We start from the raw sequence: 24,409 nt of genomic DNA, 5'->3' as shown, positions 1-24,409 counted from the left end.
ATGGGTGGTAAGTTGTGCTGTGTGACTGGCATATATTAAATGAATAATATTGCGGCCACACAGCGTCTAACTTACTAAGAGGTTGTTAACAGGCAGATAAACAAAATGTAATATTTAGTCTTTTATCACGACTTTAAATTTGAATTTAGGTAGTGTTTTATCAACTTCTTGAACTAGTTCATCTGCTTTAAATTGCACTGTATCTGCATTTAGTTGTTTGGCAATAGTCTTTTGGATAGCAGGTTTTTCTACATCACCTAACATAGTCGCGATTACGCTGTTGAATTCAGTTAATAAGTCAAATTCAACCTTGTTCTCAACAGGCGCTTCAGCTGGCTTAGCAATTTTGGCGTTAATTGTTTGAGAAAATAAAGCAGTAACCAGAGTGATGGCTGCGATAGTACTTTTTGTAAATAATGTTTTCATATTGTTAACCTTAAGTTTAGTAATGTTAAATTTATATAAATGTATTTTTTTGTTAATCTGCTAAGTGGTGTTAATTATTGTTTTAAAACGATTATTTCTACCACGGCTCGAATTGTAGCTAGTATTTTATGCTAGATAAAATGACTTTTTTTGTGGTTGTGCATTAGAAAAACTAATGCTTTAATAAGCACTTATATATAGTCATAGATACATATAAGCATGAATCGTCGATTACCCCCGTTAAATGCCTTGAAAGCTTTTGAAGTCGCCGCTAGGCACTTAAGTTTCACCCGTGCAGCTGATGAATTATTTGTGACCCAAGCCGCAGTCAGTCACCAAATAAAAGCCCTCGAAGAGTTTTTATCCATGAAACTTTTTATTAGAAAAAAACGTGCCTTGTTTTTGACTGAAGAAGGCCAGAGTTATTACCTCGATTTGAAAGATATTTTTAAATCCCTCAATGAAGCAACTGAACGTTTGTTAGTGAAGGGCGAAAAAGGCGCAATTACCGTGGCTTTACAAACTAGTTTTGCCATTCAATGGTTAGTGCCAAGACTTAATCAATTTAGCTTATTGAACCCAGATATAGATGTGCGTATTCAAGCTGTAAACGGTAATGAAGGTTTTTTAGTGGATGACGTAGATGTCGCTATTTATTATGGACGGGGAAAATGGCCGGGTTTAGTGGCTGATAAATTACACACCGAATATTTAGCACCCGTATGTTCACCTATGTTGTTTCAAGGTGACTTACCTTTAAAACATTTAGATGACCTGGGTAAACATACTTTATTACACGACTCGACCCGTGAGGCATGGCAAGAGTGGATCAGGCATTTTAATGTACTGGGCGTTAATGTTAATCATGGGCCGATTTTTAGTCATTCAATGTTGGTACAACAAGCTGCGGCATTAGGTCAAGGTATCGCGCTTGGTCATAGTGTTTTAACTCGAGGTGAAATAGAAGCCGGTCGTTTGATTTGTCCGTTTGAAGAAAAACTTATCACTAAAGATGCTTATTATTTGGTGTGCCATCAATCACAAGCCGATTTGGGGAAGATCACTGCTTTCCGAGATTGGTTATTAACCGAAGTAGAAAAAGAACAAAATGATCAAAACTTTAATTAATCCAGCCTTGTCCTTGGACAAAGCAAGCCCTATTGCTACGTTTGTTTTTGCTCATGGTGCAGGGGCTGGCCAAGATAGTGAGTTTATGCAGTATATGGCTGAACAGCTAGCCATGAGAAATATTAATGTTGTGCGCTTTAATTTTGCCTATATGCAGTTAGCACTAGAGTTAGGTAAACGACGGCCGCCAGACAGAGCCGACAAGTTGTTAGCGCATTTTAATCAAGTACTAAGTGAACTAGATACTGATTTACCCATATTTATTGGCGGTAAATCAATGGGCGGGCGAATGGCCAGTATGCTACTTGAAGAGTCTAAAGCCAAGGGTTGTATTTGTATGGGCTATCCCTTTCATCCTCCTGCTAAAACAGAAAAATTACGCACCGAACATCTTGCAGACATCACAAAACCTATGCTGATTTTACAGGGTGAACGAGACACGTTTGGCAGTCGTGAAGAAGTGGTTAACTATCCTTTGTCAAAACAGATAAGTGTCCGTTATTTAGTCGATGGTGATCATAGTTTTAAACCAAGAAAAGCCTCGGGTTATACCCTTGAACAGAATTTAAACATAGTGGTGAAAGCAGTTGAGGACTTTATCAAATCTCAAGTGACAAAAACTAAGTTATGATTGACTCAACTGAACTCGAGTGAAGTGTATCCACTACAGATAACAAACCAACAAGGGCGGTTGTTTTGCTATAATATACCGCCAATTTTTTCCTTATTTATCAAATGAAGATCCCAGTTCTATGATGAAAATATTATTAAGTGTTGCCGCATTAAGCGCCATGTTATCCGTTATTTTGGGAGCGTTTGCCGCTCACGGTCTAAAAAACACTTTGTCCGAAAGTATGTTGAATACCTTTCAAACAGGTGTGCAATACCAGATGTATCATAGTCTGGCGATTATTCTATTAGTCATTTTACATCGTCAAATGCCACAATCTTTATTGTTATGGAGCGGCGGTTTTATGCTGGCTGGCATAGTGTTTTTTAGTGGTAGTTTATATATGTTAGCTATCACTCAAGTGAAATGGTTTGGTCCCATCACACCCTTAGGGGGGTTATGTTTTATTACTGGTTGGGCACTTTTATTGGTATCAACAATTAAAGGGAGTAACTAATGGCCGGTTTATTATTATATTGTCGTAGTGGTTTTGAGAGTGATGTGGCCAATGAAGTACAAGATAAAGCCAGTGCACTAGAAGTTTACGGTTATCCACAAGCTAAAAATAATACTGGTTACGTGTTATTTAACTGTTATCAGCCAGAACAAGCAGAATTGTTAGCTAAAAAATTAACCTTTGATAGTTTGGTATTCGCAAGACAAATGTTTGCTTGCCAAGCTGTGATTGAAAATATGGATGTGGCCGATAGAGTCAGTCCTATTTTGGCTGCTTTTGATGGTTTTCCTTTATGCGGCGAGTTAAGAGTCGAATACGCTGATACCACAGAGGGTAGAGAGTTATCTAAGTTTTGCCGCAAAATTAGTGTGCCTCTAAGACAAGCTTTACGTAAACGTAATAAATTAACAGCTAAAGAAAACAGCACTAAACCGGTAGCACATATCTTTTTTACCAGTAATGACACTGCTTATGTGGGTTACTCATTTAGTAATAATAATTCGCCTTTACCATTAGGCATATTGCGTTTGAAGTTTCCTCATGCAGCGCCTAGCCGTTCTACCTTAAAATTAGATGAAGCCTTTCAAGTGTTCATCCCTAAAGAAGAGCACGATACTAGGTTACAAGGTGGTTTATATGCCGTCGATTTAGGCGCATGTCCTGGTGGCTGGACTTATCAATTAGTACAAAGAGGTATGTTTGTACAAGCTGTCGATAATGGTGCAATGGACGAAGCCTTAATGGAAACAGGGCAGGTAACTTATTGTCCTGAGGATGGTTTCAAATTTCAGCCAAAGAAGAACAACATCTACTGGCTGGTATGCGACATGATCGAGCAACCGCAACGTGTGGCTAAATTAATGGCCACCTGGGTAGCCGAGGAACGCTGTAAAGAAGCTATGTTTAATCTTAAGTTACCAATGAAAAAACGTTATGAATCGGTACAAGGGGCTTTGCAAATTATTCAACAAGTGATGTTGGCTAATGAAATTAAAAAATATGAGCTGCAAGCTAAACATTTGTACCATAACCGTGAAGAAGTCACAGTGCATTTAAGGTTAATCCCCAAGAAATAACAGCAAGAAAAGCATAATAAAAAAAGAGCAGCAGACTGTTGCTGCATGAGGCTGTTTAAAAGCAGTCCCTAGCAGCTGCTAAGTTGATAAAGTCAAAGGGGTTACTGCCTTTAGGTTAGTATTCATTTGATTGCATTATTCGTACTAAATCATAGCGTGAATTCTCAATTCTATTAATTCAATTCGATGCTATAGACTTTTTAAAATTAACAAATGGAAATATAGATTGTTTAAGTTACTAAAGATCTTGGCCATATTGCCAGTGGCAATAGCTTTGTCTGCTTGTTCTACCGATTCATCTGAGGTAGATAACCAAGATATATATTTATCGATAAAAATGACAGAAGAATCCCCCACTGGACTTATCAAAATTAATGCTGAGTTTAGAGAAAAACACGCCCTAGGTAATAGCATTATTTTAGTCGATGGTGATCATTTAGTGGTTAGCTTTAATGGTACGCCTGAAGCGCTTTCTGAAGACAAAGATATTATCGATACTGACTATGAAGCAAGTATCCAAACTGAAGGGGAGTTAGGGGTTTTCAATTTTTCTTTTAATCGTACCGGTTTTGAAAGTGTTAGTTTCGATATAGATGCACCTGCTAGTTTTCAAATTTCTAGTCCACAAGCTGGCGACACATTTTATGATGGTGAAACACCTAAGTTAAATTGGTCCCCTGCTAACCCAGAAGGGCAGGTTAGTGTGGATGGACATATTAAATGTTTCGCAATAGAAGAAGATCTAGAGCTTGATACCGATAATGAAAATGAAACATGGACGGCTCTAGATACAGGCTCTTACTACGTGCCACTGGCGGAGTTAGCACGTAATATGCGATTCGAAGTGAAGATTGAAGATGATGTTTTGCTTACATCTAAGGCTTGTGAATTTGATATAAAGTTATCTCGAGAAAATACAACATATTTATCGGATTATTTCGCCAGTAATAGCAAGGTTAGTATGCAAAAGTATGACGTGGTAAAAAATATGAAGTTCTATATCAATGGCTTTGATTAAGTATAGAGTTCAAATTATAGAAAGGTTTATGCTCAGTCTAAAATAGCCAATTACAGTGATAGGTACAAACGGATTAAAGCCTTTTAAAATTCGGATTACATACCAATATTTCTGGTTTTTTTGAGCCTGTAACTAATTTTGTGTAACTGCCTATCACGACATACTCTAGCTAGGTTAAAACAGCGCAATAAAATTGAAAAAACTTGATGTTCAAGGCAAAGTAGTAAAATAGAAAATGCGGCGGCTAAAACCGCTTTTATGTGTGCCCATCAAAATCAAACGGGTATGTATTTGAATTATTACAAGGAGAGCAATATGACTGAAAATCGACAAGAGTATTGGGGAATGCCTTTAAATACCTATTGTATGATGATTCATCTAAGTCAATTGACTAGTATCATCATTCCAGGACTAGGTTTTATTCTACCTATAGTGATGTGGGCAATGAATAAAGATCAAAATGAGGAAATTGATAAACACGGCAAAGCTACGATCAATTGGTTAATCAGTTTATTTATATATTCTATAGTTTGCGGAATTTTGGTTTTTATATTTATAGGGATCATAGGCTTGTTGATATTAGCCTTGCTTAATTTTGTCTTTGCGATTGTTGCTAGTATTAAAGCGAATGATGGTCAATTATGGGTTTACCCTCTTAGTATTCAGTTTCTGAAATGGTAGGTGCTTTCCTTAACAAATTAATATACCCAACTAAGACTGTGGGCTATTTATTTTGCGGTATTTCGAACTCAAATACTTGAAACTGTCAAGGGAACGAGTTGGTTTATAGAAGTTACTGCTTTTTCTGGTGTCTATCTACTCATGTCATTCTGCTTTACAATAACGACAGAATTTAATGATTTAGGAATAAAAATGAAAAAAGTCATGTTAGGCCTTATGCTGTTAACTTGCTCTTTGGCATCTCAGGCTCAGCCAGCTAAAGAAGATAGTGTTAAAGAATTAATGAATATTTCTGGTGCAGAACAAATGGGCACTATGATGATGAACCAGATGATACCTGCTTTAAAACAAGCGATCCCAGAAGCGTCTGAAGAGTTTTGGCAAGATGTGATGGTTAGTATGGATATGAAGGATTTAATGAATAACATTATTCCTGTGTATCAAAAGAATTTATCAGAAGTTGATATTCAAGCGATTTTAGCTTTTTACAAAACACCTTCTGGACAAAAATTATTGGCTTCACAACCGGCCATTATGCAAGAGTCTATGCAAATTGGTCAGCAATGGGGACAAAGAGTGTTTCAAGAAGTGATGCAGAAACATGCTAAGTTAAAAGCTGAAAAGGCGAATTAATTCGTAACTAATAAAATTAATTACCATAAAATCAGGAGCTTAAATGCTCCTTTTTTTTGCCGATTTATGACACATTAATTGTAAGGTAGTTGACAACACACACTTATATTCAGCTTTTTACATTCAGGCAACTCTTTACTCTAAGTGGCCGTAAGTATTGAACTTGTTGCAACATCAAGGTAGCCTTCTTACTTGATTTTCATCATTTTTTATAAGTTTATATGGCACCCCAGACAGCGACCGCTAATTTAATCGAGACTATAGCTAAAAAAATTCTGAGTTCTGAGTATCCTGAAAGCACATTATTACCCAGTGAAAATGAGTTGGCTAAAGATTTTAAGCTATCTCGTACTACTGTTCGCAGTGCCCTGCAAGCTTTATCTGCTAAAAGAATGGTGACTATTATTCCGAAAAAAGGCAGTTTTGTTAATGCTAGTGAAACTTGGAACTGGCTCGATCATGATATTCTCGGTTGGCTTAGTAGTATAAAAGTGAACCATAGTGATCTGTCACATCTTATGGCTGCTCGTCTTATTTTTGAACCAAATACATCAGCTCTAGCAGCACTTAATGCTACAGCTAAAGATCTTTTCCTGATGGAAGAGGCTTGTGATGAAATGCAGCAAGGGGTTGAGCAAGGTGATCGTTCTTTGTTTAATCAAGGTGATATTAAATTTCATCGGGCGTTATTAATCGCTTCACATAATCCATTTATTATTGCTATTGGTGATGTATTGTCTAAAGGTTTGGTTTTGTCTTTCAGTCATACTATGGATAAAAATTTACCAGAAAGTAAACCTGCAGTAGCAGAACATGTTAAATTGTTAGAGGCAATTCGGTTACGTCAACCTGATGCGGCAAGAGAGCAAACTCGGGTGATAGTTTTAAACGCTATTAGAAAAAACCAAGAAGCTGAGCCTAACTATATCTCCCATATTGGCTGACCTCATATCTAAAATATAACTGATAGTTAAGTTCAATTTTCCCCTTTATTGATTCACCCAATCGACTTATTCACTAAGAATATTTGTCTATTGAATGCTGTTTTAAATCATTTCTCTTTGAAAGTTTCAGCTATATTTCTTGTCTACAGCACCTTTAATTTTAACAAATAAATAACCTTTTAAATCAACAGGTAAAACTAATGTTAATACAGTTGGCCTTTTAAATATTGACATTCTTTTAGGATAAATCTATCTTGTACTACAAGTTTCATTTTTAAGTATTACAAGGTGTGTGGATGGCTGTTAATTGGATCTCTGTTGACTGGGGAACAACAAACTTTAGAGCGTGTTTAATTGGTCCCAGTGGTGAAGTTGTTGACAGAATTAATGCTGACAAAGGTTTTCTCAGTGTTGCCGCTGAAGGTTTTGAACAAGTATTGACTGATTTATTGCAACCTTGGTTGGTTAAGTACAAGCAACTGCCAATATTAATGGCCGGTATGGTGGGGTCTAAAAATGGTTGGAAAGAAGCGCCATATGTAAACACTCCGTTAAATATTCAGAAACTAGTTAAAGGCCAGAGTATTTTTTCTTTGTCCAGAGGAAATAAAGTACTGATTATTCCAGGTGTTTGCCACCTAGATGTCAATGATCGTGAAGATGTAATGCGTGGAGAAGAAGTCCAAGTTTTTGGCCTAGCCGCTAAGCTCAAATTGAACCAATTTGATGTCATTTTGCCAGGCACTCATAGTAAACATGTTAGTTGGAAAAATAATCAACTGACCAGTGTTAACACTTATATGACAGGTGAACTTTATGCTTTGTTGAGGGCCCACTCTATATTAGGCAAAAATTTACCTAGTCAAACTAAAGATGTTGATTTAGCTGTTTTTTCTAGTGGTGTGACGGCTGGCAATTCGATGACTTTAAGCCACGCTCTGTTTATGGCAAGAACCCAGGCTTTATTCAATAAAGTTCCTCAAGACTTAGTGCTTTCTTATCTTTCAGGGATATTAATTGGTAATGAATTAGCCGATTTAAAATTGACAAGTCCTGTCTATATTGTCGCAGAAACTCAGTTAGCTGAACGCTATGTTAAGGCTCTCAAAATACTAGAATATACTGCTATTGCCGTTAACGCCGAACAGTGTTTTTTAGCAGGTATGCAAAGTGTCTTTCAAACGTATCATAAGGAACTAGCATGAAACTAGAGACCTCGAATTATCAAACTACTTTCAAATCATTACCTTTAGTCGCGATCTTGCGAGGTGTTAAACCTGAAGAAGTACTTTCTATTGCACAAATATTATTTGACCAAGGGTACAGGTTTATCGAAGTCCCCCTTAATAGCCCTGACGCATTAGTCAGTATCAGCAAGTTAGTTGATTATTTTGCTGAAAAAGCTTGGATAGGTGCGGGTACGGTTACCACCATGCAACAACTTGACGCTGTGTTGCAAACAGGCGCTCGGCTTATAGTTACACCTAATACTAATCCGGCAATCATCAAAAAATCGGTCAACGCAGGTTGTGTGGTGATGCCTGGTGCGATGACAGTAACAGAAGCCTTCTGTGCTATTGAAGCAGGCGCCGAAATTGTCAAATTGTTTCCTGGCGAAATGTTAACCCCATCTGTTGTCAAAGCACTACGTGCAGTGTTACCGGCTGATGTTATGTGTATCCCAGTAGGTGGTATTTCGGCTGACACCGAGCAAATGAAAACATATATAAGCGTAGGTGCTAATGGCTTTGGTCTAGGATCGGGCCTTTATCGACCTGGAATGACTATCGAACAATTAACCTTAACGGCTAAAAACTATATTACCGCTTGGCAAAGTGCTTGTGGGCAAATGGCGTGAAAATGCTGCTTCAATTGTTTAACACAATTGAATTTTATTGAGTAAGAGGAAAAACTAAATGGACATCATGCAGTTAGGCGTATTTGTATCCTTAACACTTGCTGTTGCTTTTATTACTTATCAAAAGTGTAAGGGTTTTGAACGAGGCAATTCAAGTAAAGAGTACTTTTTAGCCAATGGTGGTTTAAGTTGGGTGTATATTGGTGGCTCGATCGTTTTGACCAATATTAGTGCTGAACAAATTGTCGGTATGAATGGGCCACAAATGTTACTTGTGGCTTGGTGGGAGTTAGCCGCTGCATTTGGGCTTATTATTCTGGCCCATGTATTTATTCCAATTTATTACAAAACCGATTGTCTTACCACCAGTGAATTATTAGAGAAAAAAACCAACAGTAAAAGTGTTAGAGCCATAGTGTCTGTGCTGTTTTTATTAGGTTATGTTTTCATTCTATTGCCGACCATTTTGTATACTGGCTCTTTATTCATGAAGACCATGTTTGGCCTTGATTTACCCATTATTGTACTTTCTATACTATTTGCTATGGCTGGGGCTGCATACGCTATCTTTGGTGGCCTAAGAGCCATTGCTATATCTGATACTTATAATGGTATTGGTTTGCTTATTATGGGCACACTGGTCACCGTTTTGGGTTTATATGCCATTGATTTTGATTTAACCGGTTTACCTGCTGAACGTATGACTATGATTGGAGATCAAGATTCCTATATTCCCTTTGATACTGTTTTTACTGGCTTGCCATTAATTTGTATCTTCTATTTTTGTACTAACATGGTTATCACCCAAAGAGCTTTGGCAGCCAAGAATATTAAAGAAGCCCAAAAGGGCGTGTATATGGCAATTGTGGCTAAAATATTCATGCCGGTTATTGTGGTGTTGCCTGGCCTTATTTCATACAAATTATACGGTGATATAGGGGATTCTGCTTACGGAACATTAGTCGGAAATATTCTCCCTTCTTGGCTTTCTGGTGCATTTGCTGCGGTAATGGCTGGGGCTGTATTATCGTCTTTTAATAGTTGTATTAATTCAGCAGCCGCACTTTATGTATGTGATATCCATCAAAACTATATTAATAAAGGCGTCAATGTTCAAAAAATAGGCATGCTTACCTCTTTAATTTTAGCTATTTCTGGGCTGATCATGGTGCCTATCTTTCAAAATGCAGAAAGTGTTATCAATATGCTTCAGCAATTCAATGGTTTATACAGTATGCCTGTTTTGGGGGTGTTTATTTTAGCTATGACTATGAAGAATATTAACCCTACTGCTATTAAATTTGCTTTGCTTATGGGGACTGTGGTTTACGCAGTCTTCACTTTTGTTTGGTCGCCATTACATTATATTCATTTGATGGCGATCAGCTTTATGACCACAGTAATCATAGGAATTGTACTGGATAAATTACTCACCAGTCCCAGGCCGGTTGTTACGGTCAATAGTTGATACAAAATAGATTAATAGATTAATAGGTTGATGGCTAAAAGAGCCATCAAAATGAGGATAGAAACATAATGAGTCATGAACGAGCCGTTGCTTTAATTACAGGTACCAGCCAAGGTATTGGATTGGCTATCGCTGAAGCTTTTTTGGCAGAAGGCTATCTAGTTGTTGGTTGTGGTCAAAGACCTGCTAGTGCAATTGATAACTCAGCATTTGAAACGCGTTATCCAGATCAGTATTTTTATCGTCAATGTAATATGTGCAACCTTGAAGAAATAGAACTATTGGTTGACTACACAATACAAGAATTTGGCCAGTTAAACGCAGTGGTTTCTAATGCCGGTAAAAATGTGTTTTCTGGGGTGGATTGTTCATTAGACGATTGGAATCAAAACTTTGACCTTAATCTTAGATCTCATTGGTGGTTAGCTAAAGCTTGCCGCAATGCATTAACGGCAAGCAAAGGCGCTTTTTTGGTCATGACATCTAACCACGCTTTTAATAGTTTACCGGGTTGTGCGCCATATAGTATCAGTAAACATGCCTTAGTCGGTTTGGTGCAAAGCATGACCTTAGATTGGGGCAGAGACTTTAGAACCGTAGGAATTGCCCCAGGTTTTATTGATACAGAAGGTAATCAAGCTTGGTTTGATAGTCATCCTGAACCTGACCATATTCGGCAAAAAACAATTGAACAACATCCAGTAGGCCATATCGGTAAACCACAAGATGTGGCTGAGCTTTGCTTATTTTTAGCCAGTAAAAAAGCCTCGTTTATTGCCGGTACCACCATAGTGATAGATGGCGGTAGAAGTACAGTGATGGCTGATGATTAACCATTTTTCTATCAACAAATCCGAACATATATATATCTGTGAGCTGCCTATTAACGGCCAGCCTCTCCATCATTTTGATACTTCATTTCTAAGGAAAAATCATGAGTAATTGTAATTCTTGTGGCGGCGGTTGCGGCTCTCAATCTCACCATAATGACATTTTAAAAGGCGATAGCGGAGCATTAAAACGCGCTTTATATAAATCAATGGGACACACAGATTCACAATTACGTAAGCCTGTTATTGCTGTGGTCAATAGTTACACCAATGCAACGGCTGGTCATGTTAATTTGAATGATGTCACGGCTAATGTTATCAAAGGAATCGAAGCAGCCGGAGGGGTGGCCATGTCTTTTGGCACTATTGCCCCATGTGACGGTATTGCTGCCGGTCATTTAGGCATGCGTTTTGTTTTAGCTGCTCGTGAGGTGATCACTGCCTCTATTGAAGTCATGACACGGGCACATAATTTTGATGCCATTGTTTTAGCTGGTTCATGCGACAAAATAGTCCCTGCTATGTTGATGGCCGCTGCTCGTTTAGATATTCCGGCTATTATGGTTAATGGTGGCCCCATGTATCCTGCTGAATATAAAGGCAAACATTGGGACGGTAATATTGTTTCTGAAGCTATAGGTTGGAAAAAACGTGGCTTAATTGACGATAAAGAATTTCGTGAAATTGAAGACATCGCTGAACCAGGTCCTGGCTCTTGTACTATGTACGGCACAGCCAATACTATGTGTTGTTTGGCTGAGACCTTAGGCATGATGTTACCTGAAAGTGCAACGGTTCCTGCAGTTTCACCACAAAGAATGGACGTTGCTTACAAAACTGGCGAAAGAATTGTCGAACTAACGCAGCAAGGGATCACTGCCCGTCAAATAATTAACAGTGATTCAATTTATAACGCCATATGTTTGTTGGTGGCTACCGGCGGTTCAACTAATGCTATTCTGCATTTACAAGCATTACATTATGAAGCCGGTCTAGGTAAATTATCTCTACAAACCTTTGATGAAATCAGTCGAAAAATACCGACTATTGCTTCTATTTATCCTGCCTCAGAATACGACATGATTGATTTCCATGAAGCTGGCGGTATTGCTGCGGTAGAACGTGAATTAAGACCTTTACTTAAATTAAATGCATTGACTGTGGTTGGTACTAAAGAAGAAACATTAGCCAAAGTAGCAGATTCAAGCCGACGTGAAGTGATCCGTCCATTGTCTGATGTTTTTAGTTCAGAGGGTGGGGTGGCAATATTACGCGGTAATTTAGCTAAATTAGGTGCGGTAATTAAACCTGCGGCAGTACCTGCTCACATGTTTGAATTTAGTGGTCCTGCAGTGACCTTTGATTCAGAAGATGAAGCGGTTGAAGCCATCATGGAAGGAAATATAAAAAAGGGTAGTGTATTAGTGCTTCGTTATGAAGGACCAAAAGGTGGACCTGGTATGCCTGAAATGTATGAACCAATGAAATACTTAGAAGGTATGGGCTTATCTGATCATTGTGCTTTGATCACAGACGGACGATTCTCTGGTTCAAATAGGGGCTTATTTGTTGGTCATTTATCACCTGAAGCGGCCGATTGCGGCATGATCGCGCTGATTGAAGCGGGTGATAAAATTAGTATTAACATTGAGACTCGTGAACTGACTTTACATGTTGATGATGAAACGCTAGCTGAACGTGAAAAGTTATGGAAACCTCTGAGAAAAGAAGTACCTAGAGGATTTTTAGATATTTATCGAGATCGTGCAGCGTCAGCAGCAGAAGGGGCGGTATTAGCCTAATGAACGCTAGCCTAGCAGAAGATAATTTAATGACAAATGTCAAAAAGCCAGCTGATTTGTTTGGCATTAACCCCATTGCCGCTATGCCTTTTAATCAGCAAGGTGAGATTGATTTAGTCAGTTTTAAAAGCATGCTTGAGCATTTGGCTACAACAGCTTGTCATGGGGTAACTTTATTCGGTATTGCCAGTGAGTTTTATAAGCTAAATGACGCAGAAAAACAGCAACTAACTGAAATATTTATTAGTACTTTAGCTGATACAAATATTTATCGCTGTATCTCTGTTACCGAACACTCGACAGAGCTTGCGGTTAAAAAAGCCAAAATGTATCAGCAATCAGGTGCTGATTGTTTAATGTTATTGCCACCATTTTTCTTGAAACCTGATAATGCTCAGATTAAAGAGCATATTTGTTCGGTGTTAGCTGCAGTGGATATTCCGGTTTTGGTGCAATACGCGCCAACTGAAACCGGGCTGCCTATTACTCCACAAGAAATGCAGTCAATGTCTGCGCAATATACAAATTGTGTATTTAAGATTGAGTGTAATCCACCTGTTGATTATACCAAGGAGCTATTAGCTCTTAAACCTGATGCTGTCGTTTTGAATGGCTATGCGGGTTTATATATGTTGGACATGCTGAAAGTGGGGGGAAAAGGTGTGATGCCTGGTTGTTCTTTCACTGAAATTTATGTCGCTATATATAATATGTGGTGTGCAGGTGAAGTAACTAAAGCGCAGGCACTGCATAGCAAGCTGTTTGAATATATTTCTCATTGGATGAAACATTGTGAACGTATTATTCAAGTTGAGAAAACTATTTTGTATAAACGAGGCATTATCGCTAATGATTATTGTCGTAAACCCGGTTTTAGTTTAACTGAGGAAGATGAGTTGCTGATCACTGGGTTTTTGCAAGACTTCGATGATATTTTGCAAGGCGCATAGCAGCCAGTTGACTGATTATAAGTGAATAGTACTGAAAGCTAATAAGTTGAGCCTCTCGATAATACTTTAGGGGTTCTACATACAGTAGGGTTTTGTGCGTAATAAGCGGTTATCAATTACAAAATCCTACCTCCAAGACAGTAAATATTTAAACGTTATTTTTAAGCAAAACTAATAAATTACATATTTAGCAACAACATAAAATAGATCTTGTCTGATATGTGATATAAGGTAAGTGTTAAGATCAGGGGGATATCCAAATGAAACATATTTTTAAACGACTGGCTGGGGTAGTGTTAGCCGTTGGTGTAACGGCAACCGCTCACGGTGCAGAAACCCTAGAATACCCTATCAAGGTGATGGAAAGTTTCGAACAAGGGCTCCCCGATTATTGGTCGATCACAGGAAAAAATTACAGTCTTGACAATAAACGAATGAAACACGGAACTCATTCTTTAAAGTGGAACTGGCAAGGGAATGACAGCATAACTGTACATACACCTATCGGTTATCGAAAGCCTATCGATTTATCTAAAGCCCCGTCTACTGGCCGATTTCAATATTTGAAAAATGGCCATAGTTCATATGAATCTAAAGAAGTGCTGGAGACCCCAAGAGGTTTCTTCATGTGGATATATAATGATAAAGCGACCACCCAAAGGTTAAGTTTTGAATTTGGCCGTGGTGCAGAAGTAGATGTTGAGTTTGACTTTAATTTAGATTTTGTTGGTTGGCGTACTGTTTCTGTTAATTATGACAGAGGTGATATGCAAGGTGTACCCCATCCAGATATGGATACCTTGACTATTAGAGCTCCGGCTACTGGAGCCGGTACTTTTTATCTAGATACAGTCGGTTTGTCAGTACCAGTTAATCCGAAAACCGTTGGCCCCAATCCTCAATTACCCAACCTTGATCCCCATGAAAGATTAGTGTCTAACTACGATCATAAAATGCTGATGTTTCATGGTTACAAACCTACATTTCAATTAAAACCCTTAACTAAAGATAGTTTGGCACAAGTTAATAACTTAACTGCAAAGGCCGAGCAATTTATATTCCCTGACTATGAGAGAGAAGCACAGTCCAAGAAGTCTATTTCGTCAATCACCAAGAAGTTTAATGAATTTGAAATTAAACGAGAAGGCGAACAGATATTCGGTAAACCTTTGGTGAAAACCAGCCTGTTTCCAGAATATTTTGTTGAAACAGGTTTAGGCAAAAAGCTTAATGCAAGTGTTATGGAATGGCGTTGGGACTTCAATAATTTACTGTTGAGTATGGCTAAACAATATCAAGTAGCTAAATCTACAAAGGATAAAGAGCAGCTAGAAAAAATGTTTATTGATTTATTCGACTACGGTATTGATCAAGGTTTTGCAGAAGGTGCAGGACTGGGCTGGATCCATCACTATGCCTATGAAATTAGAGAAGTAGCACCGGCATTTTTATTGATGCGTGATGTGTTGGCTCGTCATAATCGTTTAGGGCAAGCCATAGCCACCATGAAATGGTTTTATGGTTTTGGCCAAGTTTACAGTGAAGATGTGGTTTATGGCGTTAAAGGCAGAAAAGCCGCTGATGCAGATGATACCCAAGGTTTCTTATTGCCTCGTTTATATATGGCACTGGCCATGGAAAACTCAGCAGAAAAAGTCCGGGACCTTGAACATTACGCCTCGTATTTTGCCAATGTGACTACTGCTTATGCGCCGGCACTTGATGAAGTGTTTAAAGCAGATGGCTTAACGTTTCACCATGGTGGACATTCACAAGGCTATGGTGGTCGAGCAGTGAAAGCCGCTGCTGCGGTAATGTATTTACTGAAAGACACTCCTTTTGCAGTAGAAGATGAAGTATTTGGACGTATGAGAAAGATCACCAATACCTTGTTTGATACTTTATTCGGCAAACAATATATTGGGGCGCGAGCATTTACGAATACTCGTTTTACTAACTATGAATTTCCGGCCAACATGTACGATTTACCGGCTTTAATTGCGCTTAGTGCACCTACATTTGATGCTGAAATGGCAGGTTTGTACCAAGAGCTTTACACTAACAATAAAAAGAATGATGCCTTTCATGATTATTGGCTGAATAAACTTAAACAAGCAGGGGATATTGGTGAGTATCATTATGCGCCTAGCCGAGTTTTACCCTACAGTGCGTTAGCTACCATTAGAGACGATAACAACTGGATGGCGACAGTGCGTGGTCACAGCAAGTATGTATACCCATATGAGAGCTGGGGCTGGTTTGCTTACCCAACATTTATTGGTTATGGCTATTTGGATGTTTCTTACCCTAATCATTTAGATAGTACTCAAGCTGATAATAAAACCACTTGGCATGCTGGTTACGACTGGCATCGTTGGCCAGGAGTCACATCTGTTAATGTGCCTTACGCACAAATTCAAACTCACCCTGGTCAAGTAAAAGACGAAGGAGGCGAATATCCTTTTTCTGATCAAGCTTTTGTTGGTGGAGCTGAATCTACACTAGGCAACGCCGTTTTTACCTTTCCGTTTAAAGGTCATGATGTCTTTGGTTTGCAGAGTTTTACTGGGATTAAATCTTACTTTTTATTTGAAGACTTTATTGTTGCCTTAGGCTCAGATATCAAAAGTGATATTGCACAACATGCAGTAGAAACCACAATTTTGCAGAATCCTTTTAATAAAGGTGATAGTAAAAGTGGCAGTCAATTTATGTCTAATCAACTGGATGAAAAAACCTTTCCTTATGTAAATAAAATATCAGACAGCGAACCTTTGTGGTTGGTGGATAGCCGCCAAACGGGGTATTACATCCCACAAATCCCACAAGGCAGTGAGTTGCTGATGCAACGTACAGAGCAAACTAACCCTGATTACAAAAATATCGAAGCAGTTAAGGGAAACTTTACCACCTTGTTATTTGATCATGGCATAAAACCGAATAATGCACATTATGAATATGTGGTTATGCCAAATAGTAGCTCGGCTGATATGCAAGATTTTGCCAAAGCTATGCAACAGAAGAATAACCAGCATCCCTATCGAGTATTGCAACAAGATAAGCGCGCCCATATTGTTCAGTCGCCTGAAAAGTCTACCACGGCTTACGCGGTATTTGATGCCCAAACGATATTACCTAAAACAGTGGTAACTAGGGTGAATAGACCAGCTACTTTTATTGTCAAAGAAACGAGTCAGGGCATACAGCTAGCGGTTGCCGATCCAGATTTAAATATCTATGACGGGCAAGATGATTTAATGCCTGATGGTAGTCGAGTTGAGCTGTCTATCTATAACCACGAGTGGTTTTTTTGGCCAAGTCGCAGCAGTAAAGTACAGCTAACACTTAGTGGCGAATGGAAAATTTCTCAACAGGTAAAAGAAATTGAAACCGTTGAACGTAAGAAAGCGACAATTATCAAAGCTAGTGAAACTGAAACTATTATTGAGTTTGAATGTAAAGATGGCTTAACAGCAGAAGTATTGTTGTCGAAAGTGACACGTTAAAAAATTAGTATTCCATAAGCGATGAACTTTTAGTTTTCATTACTGACATAAAAATAGATAGGATAAAACTACAAATGCGAGCTCTAAAATTATTTATTTTTGCATTAGCAGTTAACTTGTTTTTGCTGGGGTGTGCAAAACATTCTAGTTTAACCACACATCAGGTAGCTAACCTGCAATATGGTGATCCGGGGTGGGTGTTTGATGAAACTAAAGCCGATCCAAAATATCCTGATATGGTTGAATGGGCAAAAGCAGGCGTCAGAGGCGGTATTCCTTTTCGAGACACAACACCTATTGTAAAAACAATTAACCCGGGAACAGACAACATCCAAGGGGCTATTGATCAAGTAAAAAACGGCGGAGTGATTATTTTAAAATCGGGTACTTATACCCTGAATCAGCCTGTGTATTTAAAATCAAATATTATTCTGCGCGGCGAAACAGGTGATCCTAAAGATGTGGTTATCAATATTAACTTTCGTCAGACATGGCAAGGGTGGGCGTCAAAGCGTTATGGCTTAGTCATGCATGATGTTAAAAGTGCTGGGATAGAAGATGTCACCCTGCTTTATCTAGTACCGAATTTACAACCCAAAGACCACAATAATTATAGCGACAAGTGGGTTCAAGGTGTGATGAATAATGATGTGGACCGAGATGACCTGTATGTAGGGTTAATCAAAGTGTCTGGCACTACATCTGACTCTTGGGTTGATAATTGTCGACTTTTGGAGTCTGGTACTGACCCAATACTCACCGAAAAAACAACTAAACATTTAACCTTTCGTAATAACTTTGTGGACCGAGCTTACAACAAAGGTGGCCGCGGCAATGCTTATTTTGATATGCGTGGGCAATATATTTTAGTGACGGGTAATACCATTAAACGTATACGCCATCTTGCGATTGAGATGGGGGCAAAATATGTGGTGGTTTATAACAACCACATAGAAGTGGATGTCAATTTTCATCAAGGTGATTTAGGCCATAACTTGGTTGAGAATAATACCATTAGGGTACCTGAGTGGCATAGAGCAGATGCAAAACATGACAATTGGCAAGTTTTTGCAACGGGTAACTCTCGTCAGCATTCACCTGCAAGTGATGAAAATATGCTCTATAAAAATATAACTGACTTAAGAGGATTGGGAGCTAAATATGCCGACCCGAATATTGTCTATAAAGTATTGAAGTATAAAATTGGCGCTTATTCTGCAGAGCCTCCTATTCACAATACTTTCTATGCCATTAAGAAACAGCAACATTAATACAATATAAATTAATACTTTAACCACAAATAATGTGTTGTTAATGAACACTTGTTTGTCATGATTAACATAAAAATAAATAGGAATAAAAACAGATGCGAGCTCCAAAATTATTTATTTTTGCACTAGCCGTTAATTTAACTTTGCTGGGCTGTGCAAAACATTCAAGTTTAACCACTGAGCAGTTAGTCGATCTTGAATATGGTGATCCGGGCTGGGTGTTTGATGAAGCTAAGGCCGATCCAAAATATCCTGATATGGTTGAATGGGCAAAAGCAGGCGTCAGAGGAGGTATTCCTTTTCGAGACACAACACCTATTGTAAAAACAATTAACCCGGGAACAGACAATATTCAAGGGGCTATTGATCAAGTAAAAAACGGTGGCGTGATTATTTTAAAATCGGGTGCTTATACCCTTAATCAGCCTGTGTATTTAAAATCAAATATTATTCTGCGCGGCGAAACGGGTGATCCTAAAGATGTGATTATCAATATTAATTTTCGTCAGACATGGCAAGGCTGGGCGTCAAAGCGTTATGGTTTAGTATTAGATGATGTTAACAATGCGGGAATAGAAGACTTAACCTTGTTTTACTTGGTACCAGGTTTAGAACCAAAAGATAATGATGATTATAGTGACAAATGGGTTCAAGGCGTGATGAATAATGACGTTGACCGAGATGACTTATATGTGGGGTTGATAAGCTTATCTGGTACTACATCAGATTCATGGGTTGATAATTGCCGACTGCTAGAGGCCGGTACTGATCCAATTTTAACGGGTAAAAACACAAAACATTTAACTTTTCGTAATAACTTTGTAGACCGAGCCTATAACAAAGGTGGTCGCGGCAATGCTTATTTTGATATGCGCGGCCAGTATATTTTAGTGACCGGCAACACTATAAAACGTGTACGCCATCTTGCTATTGAAATGGGCGCAAAATATGTGGTGGTTTATAACAATCAATTAGAAGTGGATGTTAATTTTCATCAAGGTGATTTAGGTCATAATTTGGTTGAAAATAATACGATCCGTATTCCTGAGTGGCATAGACATAAAGGGAGTCATAATGGTTGGGCCGTTTTTGCTGCAGGTAATTCTGGTATGCATTTGGCTGCCGGAGAAGGTAATAAAATGTTTAAAAATGTAAGCGATTTACGTAATACAGGCGCAAAATATGCGGATCCAAATGTTGTTTATACTACCGTTAAATATCATATTGAAGCCTATTCTGAAACGCCACCATTACATAACACTCTGTATGCCATCAAGCCTCAAGGGCAGTAGGGCTTATTGAGTTTTACTTAAAGATTTTGGTAATTTGTGCGGTATTTCTATAGTACTGACGTGGTTCAGGTTATAGCAGATGCCGCACAAGTTATGTATTCTGGATTGTCCTGATCCCTTTTTACAATCAATGCTCTGCCTCCATTTCTCATATCAACAAAAAACTCTCTAACAGTATTTAGTAAGGCTGCACATCTAAATAGCCCCAAAAAGTAAATAAAAAGTTAAATAAATGTCTAACAAGTGTTTGTGTAGCATGACAAAATAAGTATACTTATAAGATAACGTATAAGTGATGGTTTGTATGTTTTGCAAACAAGCTTGAGATTAAAGTGGAGGATTTTCTCTAAGCGTCTTCGTCTTGTTTAGAGTAAAGCCTCAACCTAAGCTAAATCGCTAAAAAACATATGCATTTTAACCAAGAGGCCTAATGAAAAAATCTATCACTAGCCGTTTTATTATCTTAATGGCTCATTTGTTATTTTCTGCTGCTGTTCTTTCATCAAGTAATGTCAGCGCTGATCAATTAAAGGCTGACGCAGTATACAAATCAATGAATAAATTGAATTGGCAGTTAGCCTTTGAGGATAAAGGCACTGCTGCTTGGCAAGATAATTGGGTGTTAGACGGCCTAAAAGCTAAAGTAGAAAATAGCGCTAAGGGTATGACTATTTCGGCTGGCCCTAAGTGGCGAGATGACGCCCACCATGCGACCTTATGGACTAAACAAAGTTTTAATGGCGACATCAAAATAGAATATGACTTTATCCGTTTAGATAACAACGACCGTGGGGTGAATATTCTCTATGTTCAGGCGACCGGTAGAGACGTAGGACCTTATAAAAAAGATATATTTGCTTGGTCAAAACTGCGCGAAGTGCCTGTGATGCGTTATTACATCAATAACATGCACCTTTATCATTTAAGTTATGCGGCATTTGCGGTGGATAATAATGACGAGACAGCTGATTATTTAAAATCTCGTCGTTATATGCCAGAACACAAAGATGGCTTTTCTAATACAGGGTTTGGTCCTAAATATACAAAAAGCGGTTTTTTTAAGCCCGGTGTTCCCCATCATATTACCTACATAAAAAAAGGCACCGATGTTTATTTTCATGTGGAGAATCCTCAACAAACTAAAGTTTTCGATTTTGACGGTGCAAGTTTTCCTCCAGTAGAAGAGGGGCGTATAGGCCTTCGTTTGATGTATACCCGTAGTTCTTTATTTAAAAACTTTCGTGTAAGTGAATTAGCAGAGTAAAATTAAGCATTAAAAACCCACAGAGCAATTCAATATAAACATGCAGCTTAAATATGTTTTAGCGCTTTTTAAAATTAACAAAAATTGATTGTTGTAGTATTTCAGATAGGAAAACCGAATGATTAACATTACCACTTTAAACAAACTTAGCTGGACTAAATGCCGGATCAGCCTAGCGTTATCTTTGAGTACTTTGCTCATGGGGGCATGCTCAACAGATTCACCGCAGACCCAGGAGAAATCGGAAAATCTAGTGTCCAGTACTGCTGTGACCAAAAAGCCTAATTTGCTGTATATTTTTCCTGACCAATTACGTCTTTATTCAATGGGATTATGGAGCCAATCGGGTTATGACAAGGTGTTGAGAACCAAAGGCGATCCTGTTTATACCCCAGCCATTGACCAATTAGCTAAAGATAGTGTGATCTATACACAGGTGGTGAGTAATCATCCGGTTTGTAGTCCGCATCGGGCTATGTTGATGTCGGGTATGTGGCCAAGCCAAAATGGGGTGGAAGACTTAAATACTAAGGTTAATCGTACTCAAGGATTACGACAAGATATCACCACTTTTACCGATGTACTGAATGATGCGGGTTACGATACGGCTTATGTAGGAAAAGTACATTGGCAACGGATCAAGAAGGTATTTGATAAAGACGGCAATTACGTTGGTACTGAAGAGGCGCCAGGTGGTTTCGTGCCTAACCCTTTTGATAACTATGTTCCTCCTGGAGTTGAAAGGCGTGGCAACGAGTATTGGTTTCAGTCTGTGGGTGATGTACACAATGATAATAAGGCCTACTCATCTGAGCCTGATCTGGTAGCAGGTAAAAAAGATGGTGACTTTCATAACCCTCATCAATTCTCGGTAGATGTTGAAGCTGATGTGATCGTTAAATACCTTAAAAACGAAAATGGTGAACGTGATCCTAGCAAACCATTTAGTATCGTTTGGGCACCCAATCCACCCCATAATCCATATTCTGATGTAGGGGACACTAAGGCTTCTGTGTATGAACAGTATTACCAAGGATTACCAGCAGATGAGTTATTGGTTAGAGACAATGTCAAAGCCGATAAATCAAGTCGTGTTGTGCCCTGGAATGGTGATCCTAGAGCGGTGGCTAATACCCCTAAGGCAGAAACGGCTATCCCTATTTACCTTTCTCATGTTACCGCTGTCGATCAGCAAGTAGCGAAAGTACTCCAAGCACTGGAAGCCGCAGGAGAAGCTGACAACACCATAATAGTGTATACCACTGATCATGGTGAAATGATGGGCAGCCAAAGTTTAATGGCAAAAAATTATATGTATGAAGAAAGTTTTCGTGTGCCATTTATCCTTAAAGCCCCAAATGTTGCCCACCGAATTGATGATTTGATGCTAAGTACTGTGGATATTATGCCAACCCTGCTGTCTTTAATGGGTCTCGCAGATAATATTCCGGCGACCGTATCTGGTAGAGACTATTCAACCGGTGTTAAAACAGGGCAATACCAGCAAAAACCTGCTTCGGCTTTATACCTCAATATGAGCCGTAAAGGGGTACGCACAGACCGTTATAGTTATGTGGTGATTAAAACGGGTGAAACCGAGTTATACGACAACATCAACGACCCATATCAGTTGAAAAATCTCCACCCGAGTGACATTCCCGCAAGTGACTATAAGTTTCTAAAAGAGCAGCTGGGATATTGGCTTATCGAAGCTCAAGACGGCTGGGCTGAGCAAGGTAAACATGCACAACTAATAACTTACCCTAACAGTTAATTCAGTTAATTCAGTTAACGCTACAGCTTGTTGCTGTAGCGTTTCTGTCAATAGAAACAGTATTTGATAGTCACAATGCATCCGCGGTAGGTAAATATATTGAAACCCACTCAATTATTGTCAATCAGTAAAAAGCTTCACATTAATAAAATCTACAAAGTCGTTATAGCTACAGTAGTATTTTTAATTACACAGCCTGTTTTAGCTCAAGCTAAATATGGAAACTATTTGGGAGCAATAATCAAGCCCGGCTGGCAGTAATAGGTCGATTACTGCCACAGTTTTCCATTATCCTTCATTGGCTACTTTTATTTTTTGTACTAAAAAGTCTACTGCTGCTTTGACTTTGGGCACTAAATAACGCTGTTTTTGATACAACAAATATACGGCCATATTCGCATGTTGATTGATTGCCAACTCATGCTCAAACTTAAGTTCTTGTAACTGCCCGGACTTAATATATTCAGCTAACGCCCATCTAGTCGACATTAAAATACCTTCACCATTACAGGCTTTTTTTGCTAGCCATGGCCCGTTATTTGAAATCGCTACCGCTGGGCCTGAGACATCATGCCATTGATCGTTTATTTGGCATAACCAAGGTGTAGGCCCTGACGGTGCTTTAAAATAAAGGCCTTTATGCTGCTTTAATTCCAGCGCATTATTAGGCACCCCGTACTTCTCTAGATAACTGGGGGAAGCCACAGGGATAAAACCATTGTCCATTAACTTTATGGCTAACACGCGTTCATTTGGTGCATAACCACCACGGATAGCAATATCCACATCGTCACGGCCAAGTGTTGATAATTCGTCACTTAAACTGACATCTAATACAATTTCAGGATACAAGGCGCTAAATTCATCTAACAGTGGAAGCAGTATCTTGTCACCAAAACTGACCATAGAACTGATACGTAAACGGCCCATTGGTGTGGTTTGGTAACTACGCACTGTTTCATTGCTTTGTTCCAACTGATTTAATATTTGTTGTACATCCTTGTAATAAATTTGACCCACTTCAGTGAGTTTAACTATGCGGGTCGAACGTTTTAGCAAGGTTGCGCCCAAACTCTTTTCTAAGTCAGCCACTCGTCTTGACAAGGAAGAGGGCGGCACATTAAAGGCCCTGGCAGCTTTGGTAAAGCTACTAGTCTCGACGACTTTACTGAAATAACGCATGGCGCGTAGTTGATCCAATGACCTCTCCCTTAATTAAATAGCTGATTGGCTGACCTATTTTTGCTTTATTGTTGTCTTAAAAGCAATAGTGATTGCCATTTAACCCCATATATAAGTCGATTGAAACCAGTAATAATAGCTTTACTTTAAATACAGGCACTTAATTACTTTTACAGTTA

Annotated in this window: 21 protein-coding genes; 19 read left to right on the top strand and 2 right to left on the bottom strand. The window is 38.7% G+C overall.

Annotated elements, in window-relative coordinates; all coding sequences use genetic code 11:
* Positions 1-114: 114 nt before the first annotated feature.
* Positions 115-426 carry a hypothetical protein gene (locus GQR87_RS13005; RefSeq protein WP_158969961.1) on the bottom strand — a complete coding sequence of 104 codons (312 nt, stop codon included), beginning with the start codon at positions 424-426 and terminating at the stop codon, positions 115-117.
* Positions 427-645: 219 nt separating this feature from the next.
* On the opposite strand from GQR87_RS13005, the gene GQR87_RS13000 reads away from it, so the two are divergent.
* The 19 genes from GQR87_RS13000 to GQR87_RS12910 all read left to right on the top strand — a co-directional run bounded on the left by GQR87_RS13000 (position 646) and on the right by GQR87_RS12910 (position 23,048).
* Positions 646-1,554 (top strand): transcriptional regulator GcvA, encoded by a 909-nt coding sequence (locus GQR87_RS13000; RefSeq protein ID WP_158969959.1) that lies wholly within the window; start codon positions 646-648, stop codon positions 1,552-1,554.
* Positions 1,535-2,185 carry an alpha/beta family hydrolase gene (locus tag GQR87_RS12995; protein WP_158969957.1) on the top strand — a complete coding sequence of 217 codons (651 nt, stop codon included), beginning with the start codon at positions 1,535-1,537 and terminating at the stop codon, positions 2,183-2,185. The genes GQR87_RS13000 and GQR87_RS12995 overlap by 20 nt, the downstream gene beginning before the upstream one ends.
* A gap of 124 nt (positions 2,186-2,309) precedes the next feature.
* Positions 2,310-2,681, top strand: coding sequence for a DUF423 domain-containing protein (locus GQR87_RS12990; RefSeq protein WP_158973008.1), 372 nt, complete (start codon positions 2,310-2,312; stop codon positions 2,679-2,681).
* A complete protein-coding gene (gene rlmM / locus GQR87_RS12985) occupies positions 2,681-3,757 on the top strand; it encodes a 23S rRNA (cytidine(2498)-2'-O)-methyltransferase RlmM (RefSeq protein ID WP_158969955.1) in 1,077 nt (358 codons plus the stop codon). Before GQR87_RS12990 ends, rlmM begins: the two co-directional genes overlap by 1 nt.
* Positions 3,758-3,983: 226 nt before the next feature.
* Positions 3,984-4,775 (top strand): hypothetical protein, encoded by a 792-nt coding sequence (locus tag GQR87_RS12980; protein ID WP_158969953.1) that lies wholly within the window; start codon positions 3,984-3,986, stop codon positions 4,773-4,775.
* Positions 4,776-5,090: 315 nt separating this feature from the next.
* Entirely contained in the window at positions 5,091-5,456 is a 366-nt protein-coding gene (locus tag GQR87_RS12975; RefSeq protein WP_158969951.1) for a DUF4870 domain-containing protein, read from the top strand.
* 192 nt (positions 5,457-5,648) lie between these two features.
* Positions 5,649-6,089, top strand: coding sequence for a DUF2059 domain-containing protein (locus tag GQR87_RS12970; RefSeq protein ID WP_158969949.1), 441 nt, complete (start codon positions 5,649-5,651; stop codon positions 6,087-6,089).
* 221 nt (positions 6,090-6,310) lie between these two features.
* The gene (locus tag GQR87_RS12965; RefSeq protein WP_158969947.1) at positions 6,311-7,033 is read left to right on the top strand and encodes a FadR/GntR family transcriptional regulator; all 723 of its coding nucleotides are present in this window, start codon (positions 6,311-6,313) and stop codon (positions 7,031-7,033) included.
* Between the two features lie 296 nt (positions 7,034-7,329).
* The gene (locus GQR87_RS12960) at positions 7,330-8,238 is read left to right on the top strand and encodes a 2-dehydro-3-deoxygalactonokinase (protein ID WP_158969945.1); all 909 of its coding nucleotides are present in this window, start codon (positions 7,330-7,332) and stop codon (positions 8,236-8,238) included.
* Entirely contained in the window at positions 8,235-8,891 is a 657-nt protein-coding gene (locus tag GQR87_RS12955) for a 2-dehydro-3-deoxy-6-phosphogalactonate aldolase (protein ID WP_158969943.1), read from the top strand. The genes GQR87_RS12960 and GQR87_RS12955 overlap by 4 nt, the downstream gene beginning before the upstream one ends.
* Before the next feature lie 58 nt (positions 8,892-8,949).
* Positions 8,950-10,359: a solute:sodium symporter family transporter gene (locus GQR87_RS12950; RefSeq protein ID WP_158969941.1), complete on the top strand. Its 1,410-nt coding sequence runs from the start codon at positions 8,950-8,952 to the stop codon at positions 10,357-10,359.
* A 68-nt stretch (positions 10,360-10,427) separates the two neighbouring features.
* A complete protein-coding gene (locus tag GQR87_RS12945; RefSeq protein ID WP_158969939.1) occupies positions 10,428-11,192 on the top strand; it encodes an SDR family NAD(P)-dependent oxidoreductase in 765 nt (254 codons plus the stop codon).
* A 101-nt stretch (positions 11,193-11,293) separates the two neighbouring features.
* Positions 11,294-12,991, top strand: a complete 1,698-nt coding sequence (gene ilvD / locus GQR87_RS12940; protein ID WP_158969937.1) for a dihydroxy-acid dehydratase — start codon at positions 11,294-11,296, stop codon at positions 12,989-12,991.
* A complete protein-coding gene (locus GQR87_RS12935; RefSeq protein ID WP_199271617.1) occupies positions 12,991-13,941 on the top strand; it encodes a dihydrodipicolinate synthase family protein in 951 nt (316 codons plus the stop codon). The genes ilvD and GQR87_RS12935 overlap by 1 nt, the downstream gene beginning before the upstream one ends.
* Positions 13,942-14,201: 260 nt before the next feature.
* On the top strand, positions 14,202-17,447 hold the full coding sequence (locus GQR87_RS12930; protein WP_158969935.1) for a chondroitinase family polysaccharide lyase: 3,246 nt from the start codon (positions 14,202-14,204) through the stop codon (positions 17,445-17,447).
* 74 nt (positions 17,448-17,521) lie between these two features.
* On the top strand, positions 17,522-18,718 hold the full coding sequence (locus GQR87_RS12925; protein WP_158969933.1) for a hypothetical protein: 1,197 nt from the start codon (positions 17,522-17,524) through the stop codon (positions 18,716-18,718).
* 95 nt (positions 18,719-18,813) lie between these two features.
* Positions 18,814-20,010: a hypothetical protein gene (locus tag GQR87_RS12920; RefSeq protein ID WP_158969931.1), complete on the top strand. Its 1,197-nt coding sequence runs from the start codon at positions 18,814-18,816 to the stop codon at positions 20,008-20,010.
* Between the two features lie 430 nt (positions 20,011-20,440).
* Positions 20,441-21,274, top strand: a complete 834-nt coding sequence (locus tag GQR87_RS12915; RefSeq protein ID WP_158969929.1) for a DUF1961 family protein — start codon at positions 20,441-20,443, stop codon at positions 21,272-21,274.
* A 118-nt stretch (positions 21,275-21,392) separates the two neighbouring features.
* The gene (locus GQR87_RS12910) at positions 21,393-23,048 is read left to right on the top strand and encodes a sulfatase (RefSeq protein ID WP_158969927.1); all 1,656 of its coding nucleotides are present in this window, start codon (positions 21,393-21,395) and stop codon (positions 23,046-23,048) included.
* 288 nt (positions 23,049-23,336) lie between these two features.
* On the opposite strand, the gene GQR87_RS12905 is transcribed toward GQR87_RS12910, so the two are convergent.
* Positions 23,337-24,248, bottom strand: a complete 912-nt coding sequence (locus tag GQR87_RS12905; RefSeq protein WP_158969925.1) for a LysR family transcriptional regulator — start codon at positions 24,246-24,248, stop codon at positions 23,337-23,339.
* Between the last annotated feature and the right edge of the window lie 161 nt (positions 24,249-24,409).

The organism is Paraglaciecola sp. L3A3 (assembly GCF_009796765.1).
Classification (GTDB): domain Bacteria; phylum Pseudomonadota; class Gammaproteobacteria; order Enterobacterales; family Alteromonadaceae; genus Paraglaciecola.
This window is presented reverse-complemented; position numbering and strand designations above follow the sequence as displayed.

Bases quoted from the DNA above. Each gene is read 5' to 3' on its own strand.
- GQR87_RS13005 (WP_158969961.1), bottom strand. From the start codon at position 426: ATGAAAACATTATTTACAAAAAGTACTATCGCAGCCATCACTCTGGTT.
- GQR87_RS13000 (WP_158969959.1), top strand. From the start codon at position 646: ATGAATCGTCGATTACCCCCGTTAAATGCCTTGAAAGCTTTTGAAGTC.
- GQR87_RS12995 (WP_158969957.1), top strand. From the start codon at position 1,535: ATGATCAAAACTTTAATTAATCCAGCCTTGTCCTTGGACAAAGCAAGC.
- GQR87_RS12990 (WP_158973008.1), top strand. From the start codon at position 2,310: ATGAAAATATTATTAAGTGTTGCCGCATTAAGCGCCATGTTATCCGTT.
- rlmM (WP_158969955.1), top strand. From the start codon at position 2,681: ATGGCCGGTTTATTATTATATTGTCGTAGTGGTTTTGAGAGTGATGTG.
- GQR87_RS12975 (WP_158969951.1), top strand. From the start codon at position 5,091: ATGACTGAAAATCGACAAGAGTATTGGGGAATGCCTTTAAATACCTAT.
- GQR87_RS12970 (WP_158969949.1), top strand. From the start codon at position 5,649: ATGAAAAAAGTCATGTTAGGCCTTATGCTGTTAACTTGCTCTTTGGCA.
- GQR87_RS12965 (WP_158969947.1), top strand. From the start codon at position 6,311: ATGGCACCCCAGACAGCGACCGCTAATTTAATCGAGACTATAGCTAAA.
- GQR87_RS12960 (WP_158969945.1), top strand. From the start codon at position 7,330: ATGGCTGTTAATTGGATCTCTGTTGACTGGGGAACAACAAACTTTAGA.
- GQR87_RS12955 (WP_158969943.1), top strand. From the start codon at position 8,235: ATGAAACTAGAGACCTCGAATTATCAAACTACTTTCAAATCATTACCT.
- GQR87_RS12950 (WP_158969941.1), top strand. From the start codon at position 8,950: ATGGACATCATGCAGTTAGGCGTATTTGTATCCTTAACACTTGCTGTT.
- GQR87_RS12945 (WP_158969939.1), top strand. From the start codon at position 10,428: ATGAGTCATGAACGAGCCGTTGCTTTAATTACAGGTACCAGCCAAGGT.
- ilvD (WP_158969937.1), top strand. From the start codon at position 11,294: ATGAGTAATTGTAATTCTTGTGGCGGCGGTTGCGGCTCTCAATCTCAC.
- GQR87_RS12935 (WP_199271617.1), top strand. From the start codon at position 12,991: ATGAACGCTAGCCTAGCAGAAGATAATTTAATGACAAATGTCAAAAAG.
- GQR87_RS12930 (WP_158969935.1), top strand. From the start codon at position 14,202: ATGAAACATATTTTTAAACGACTGGCTGGGGTAGTGTTAGCCGTTGGT.
- GQR87_RS12925 (WP_158969933.1), top strand. From the start codon at position 17,522: ATGCGAGCTCTAAAATTATTTATTTTTGCATTAGCAGTTAACTTGTTT.
- GQR87_RS12920 (WP_158969931.1), top strand. From the start codon at position 18,814: ATGCGAGCTCCAAAATTATTTATTTTTGCACTAGCCGTTAATTTAACT.
- GQR87_RS12915 (WP_158969929.1), top strand. From the start codon at position 20,441: ATGAAAAAATCTATCACTAGCCGTTTTATTATCTTAATGGCTCATTTG.
- GQR87_RS12910 (WP_158969927.1), top strand. From the start codon at position 21,393: ATGATTAACATTACCACTTTAAACAAACTTAGCTGGACTAAATGCCGG.